This is a genomic window from Methylobacterium oryzisoli (assembly GCF_046557895.1).
Lineage (GTDB): Bacteria > Pseudomonadota > Alphaproteobacteria > Rhizobiales > Beijerinckiaceae > Methylobacterium > Methylobacterium oryzisoli.
In genome coordinates this window covers 1-4,601 of sequence record NZ_JBKIBX010000096.1, presented here as the reverse complement: position 1 = coordinate 4,601, position 4,601 = coordinate 1, and the positions used below count along the sequence as shown (strand labels likewise).

Annotated in this window: 4 protein-coding genes and 1 pseudogene; 4 read left to right on the top strand and 1 reads right to left on the bottom strand. The window is 58.5% G+C overall.

Annotation, left to right across the window (positions count from 1 at the left end; genetic code table 11):
* The 4 genes and pseudogenes from ACKUB9_RS34025 to ACKUB9_RS34010 all read left to right on the top strand — a co-directional run.
* The coding region (locus ACKUB9_RS34025; protein WP_407531072.1) for a hypothetical protein at nt 1–219 on the top strand (219 nt) is incomplete at its 5' end.
* A gap of 327 nt (nt 220–546) precedes the next feature.
* A pseudogene (locus ACKUB9_RS34020) lies at nt 547–735 on the top strand (integrase core domain-containing protein); the annotation flags it as partial.
* Between the two features lie 302 nt (nt 736–1,037).
* On the top strand, nt 1,038–1,250 hold the full coding sequence (locus ACKUB9_RS34015) for a DUF6894 family protein (RefSeq protein ID WP_407531071.1): 213 nt from the start codon (nt 1,038–1,040) through the stop codon (nt 1,248–1,250).
* Nucleotides 1,251–1,630: 380 nt separating this feature from the next.
* Nucleotides 1,631–1,894 (top strand): hypothetical protein, encoded by a 264-nt coding sequence (locus ACKUB9_RS34010; protein WP_407531069.1) that lies wholly within the window; start codon nt 1,631–1,633, stop codon nt 1,892–1,894.
* Between the two features lie 78 nt (nt 1,895–1,972).
* Here the strand turns inward: ACKUB9_RS34010 and ACKUB9_RS34005 are convergent, their stop codons facing one another.
* The gene (locus ACKUB9_RS34005; protein ID WP_407531067.1) at nt 1,973–3,964 is read right to left on the bottom strand and encodes a M10 family metallopeptidase C-terminal domain-containing protein; all 1,992 of its coding nucleotides are present in this window, start codon (nt 3,962–3,964) and stop codon (nt 1,973–1,975) included.
* Nucleotides 3,965–4,601: the final 637 nt, after the last annotated feature.

Genomic DNA, 4,601 nt, shown 5'->3' with positions numbered 1-4,601 from the left:
GCGGCGGCGGGGCTCGCGCCGGGCCAGGCGACGCAACTCGGCGGCACTGGCGAGATCGGTGCGGATCGTCAAGCCCGGTCGTGCCATCGCGGCCTCCTGCTGCACAGGTCGCAGGCCAGCACAGACGTGCGTCACGACCAACTCACGTTCGAGTCAACGCTAAAGCGCGGCGGTATTAGAGGGAGCGGCAAAATGCGTGATCATCTCATCGCGCTTTAAAGTCCACTTGGCTCGCTCGGCATTAGTCGCGCGGGCCATTCCTTGAATTCGATGTCGTCTGCCAAGGGCTGCGCATTCCTAACTGTCATTTCCCTGTAGCGATGGGCTTTGTTTTTCCGATTCAAGCCGCTCTGTCGTGCACGTAATTGAACTACAGCTGCAGTGGCAGCCACGGCGCGTGGCAGTAAACGGACGCTGTGGTATCGCCTTCCTAGCGCAAATCCTCGATTGTGGGCGGGGTGATCTTCCGGCCCTGGGTGTCGTAACCGCGACGAAGATTGCACCTCATTCAGGCCTCTACAGCGGAAATGCTGTCTGGATCGTCACGAACTGGAGGACAAGTGCCTGAAGCTGGAGATCTTCTACTCGATGAAGGAGGCGCAGGTCGTGATCCGCCGCTAGCACAACACCTACAACCGCGCCAGGCAGCACTCATCGCTCCGCTACCGACTGCCCGCGCCCGTCAGCTTCCCGGATCTGCCCGTGTGCCTACTCGGGGCTACCGCTACGCAGTAGCCTCTCACTGGGCTTAGCCCAAATTGCCGGTCAGGTCATTTTGGATCGATTGTTCCGCGGGTTGTGCTCGCGCAAGTTCTATGTGCACATTTAATCTCACGCTTAAGTTGAAATTTGCTGCATTAAGTCTCGCGCCTAAGCCTTAATCTTATGCTCTGCTATCCCCAAAGATTGGCTGCGTCCTATCAAATTTCTATTAATACAGACGCTTGGTCTTTGTGTATCAACAGGCTGGCTGAGATTCTTGTAGGTAATCTAAGCGGTAATCTCAGTGTCGTTATAACTTGGGAGGTCGTGGGCCTATGCGCTTTTATTTCGACCTCACCGACGGGCTTAATACTGTCCACGATGACGAGGGCATTTTGGCAGAGGATTTGCAGATGATTTTACAATATGCTGAAGAAACTGTGAATGAAATGCGCCAGGGCGGCGAATTGGTGAACTATATCGATCACTGGCGGTTTGTTATTCGCACAGAGACCGGGACAGTATTGGCTACTATACAGATCTCTTGAGTGTCTCTCTCGAAAAGTTCCGTCCCTTTGAGATATCATATTCCACGCTAATGAAGATAAACCATAATAAATCGGTAAGTCTGAGAATTAAGTGTGTTCAGAGTGCTTCTGCCTGGTAATTGCGGGCAATTATGATCGGGACCGATGACGTCCGCCGGGAGTCGTGCGTCCCAAGCAGCTCATTGCAGGCTGTGTTTGCACATCGAGTCGAGCGAGCTTGGAGTGATGCTCCCATCAACGCATACAAATTGATGCATAGTGGCCATTACAGCCGCGCTCTGCTCTGTACCACGAAGAGTGAATACTCGCTAAAATAATTACTCAGGAACGACCATTTAGTTCTATGAATTTGGAAGTGTGACAAGCATAATGACAGAAAAGTGGGCGGAGTACTTGCTTTCCGGCTTGAGCGTCCTGGCCGCTCCTGTCTCGCCTCCTCCATCGCCAAATACGCCGCCGACAAGCTCGCAGAGCCGACCACTGTGATACCAACCAACAGCGATGCCCTGTGCAGTCTGCCGCAGGCTGAGCATCTGATCCTGAAAGGAGGTGTCGCGAATCAGATTACGGCGGTGCAGGCCGACGATGCCAGTAGCGCCTGCGCCGTGGGGCAGAAGCTCGCGGCGCGACGGGGGAACAGCTGAAATCTGTCGACGAGGTCGCGCGGCACGCAGCCTGAGGTTGGGAGCGGATGCCTGAATGCTTTGTCTGAAGGAGTCCGATCAAGGCTGAGCGAACTCACCGTCCGCGAACGCAGCCCGACCCTCGTTCTGCCCCGAGATGAGGAAGTGCAACAACGGATCCAGATTAGCCGCGGCCACATCGGGATTCTGGCTCAGATAGTGCCTCGTGTCGAACGAGCCCGAGGGATCGCGTCCTTCCTTCCAGCCTGACGCATCGTAGTGCACCAGCGGGTTCAACCCCGCTGCCGCCACGTCCTCGTAGGCCGCCAAATATCCGCTCGTGTCAAAGTACGCGTTCGGATCACGTCCCTCAATCCAGCCGGAGGCATAGTAGTGCGCGGCCGCGTCTAGCCCGGCCGTCCACACGTCCTTGTTTTGGGCGTAGTAGTATAGGTCGTCCACCAGCTCGCGCGCGCCCACGTGCGTGGTGTCGATGATCCCGTCCTGAAAGCGGTACACGCCCACCTGGCCGGGCGCGAGCACGGCGTGGCTGCCGTCCGGCCCGTCGATGCTGACCTGCCCGGCCGCGTCGTAGCTCACCATCGCGTCGGCGAAGCGGAAGTGGAAGGTGGCCACGTCGCTGGAAGTCATGCTGCCGGAGGCGGGGGCCTGACGTCCCTCATCGTAGCCGGTCAGCAGGTAGTGAAGCAGCGGGTTGATGCCCGCGGCGTCAACGTCGGGGTTCTGTCTGAGATAGAGGTCAGTGTCGAAGCGTGGGGAGGGATTGCGGCCTTCTCTCCAGCCGGAGGCAGCATAGTGGTCAAGGGGGCTGAGGCCGGCGGCTGCGACATCGGGGTTGGCCTGCAGGTAGGCTGCAGTGTCGAAGTAGGCGTTGGGGTTACGTCCCTCCCTCCAGCCGACCTGCATGTAGTGCGGGTCGGCATCGATGCCGGCCCTGAACACGTCCTTGTTTTCGATGGCATAAAACAGGTCATCGACGAGGGGAGCACCATCCCAGGTGTCGATCTGCCCGTCCGCGAAGGCGTAGTGCTCAAATCCGGACAGCAGGGCCGTAATGTGCGACGCGCTAACGGCGGTCACGCCGTTCTGCAGACCGACGCTCGCCTCCGTGAGACTAAAATCGAACACCGCCGTGTCGTCGCCCGCCCGACCGTACAGGGCATTGACACCCGCTCCGCCAACGATCGTGTCGTCGCCGAGCCCGCCATCCAGTGTATCGTCGCCATTGCCACCTTGAAGGACGTTGGCAATTTGGTTTCCGGTGATCGCGTCGTTGCCCGAGCCGCCTATCGCGTTCTCGATCAAGGAGCCAAGATTCTCATTGTACAAAAGGGCGTTGAAGACATTGGCACGGGCATACGTGCCGCCCAGATTGGCGAGCTGAGCGGTGGATGTCCGGCTGCCTGATCCGGCGCCGAGCTCAATCGACTGGTCCGTGTCGTAGTTCGAAAAGTCATAGGTGTCCCGGCCACCTCCATCCCAGATGGTACGGAACACCCGATTGCCGGCGACCTCACCCTGGCTGACGCCATTGATCGACATCTCACCAGTCGCAGGGTCGAAGGAATAAACTGAATCGCCTGAGTTGGTGTTGTAATCGGCCCTGTACAGATGCTGGAGTGCCGCGATGTCGAGCATCATCAGCGACTGAGCGTAGCCTGCGTACTCGTTGGTGTAGCCGTTGAGGGGGGCGCTGACATACGAGCGGTAGGTCATCACCGAGAACTCCATGGAGTCCATCGGTGCGGAGATCGCGCCGAACGTGCCGGTATCCTGGCCGTGCTTTAGGCCGAGAGTGTGCCCAATCTCGTGCAGGTAGGTGTGGTAGGCGTAGGTGCCGGGCACGGGAGTGCTGGCTTTCACATTGCCGAAGAAGGCGTCGCCTGATGCGCTGCCCGAACCGGGCAACCACGCGTACGAGGTCGACGGTGCCGTCGAATTCGCCATCCTGATAGCGGCGTGAGTGGTGGAGGTCTCATCGATCTCCGTGAAGGCGAGGCCTGAGACGGCCGCAATCTCCTCCATGACGGCGCGCCCGGCCGCCTTCTGGGCCGCGGTCAGCACGCTCATCCCGGTTGCGCCACTCTGGTCTCCGTATCCAGAGCCGTAATCGGAATAGACGTCTGGAAATGAGAAAGTGAGGGTGGTGGTCGCCCATTTCGTGGCGGACAGGATCCCGTTGAGGTTGTCGTTCGACGACCTCACTACTGGTGTGAACGATCCCCCGTCTGCTGCGGCAGCGCCGCTGGCCGGTGTGCCAATCCACGTCGCTCCCGCGATCGGGTCGGCCGCATCGGATCCAATGGCATGATCCTGACCACATACAATACACATCGGCGCACACCTCAGATCACATGCCGGAAGCCTGCAACTTGGCTGGTCGAAAACACCTTCGACACACTAATTGCATTGCCGTCCCAGCCGACGGCTGATCATTCAGCCGCGATGTTGCCTAGCGTGGCCTTAAATTGAATATAAAGTATGTTAATCTGGCTGCCTTCGGAAATGAAAATTCAGAAATTCAGTTAAAACAATTGTTTATAATCGAGCATATCAGCAAGCAGGATTGAGGCAGGGCATCAGCACGTCCGGCTTGGGGAGACCCTGCCGGACGTGCTGGCCTTTGCACCTGGCTTGCGCTGCGGGTCAGCCGAAGGCACCGTCGCCCTGGCTCTGGCGTCCCTCGTGCACGCCCGCGACCAGGAAG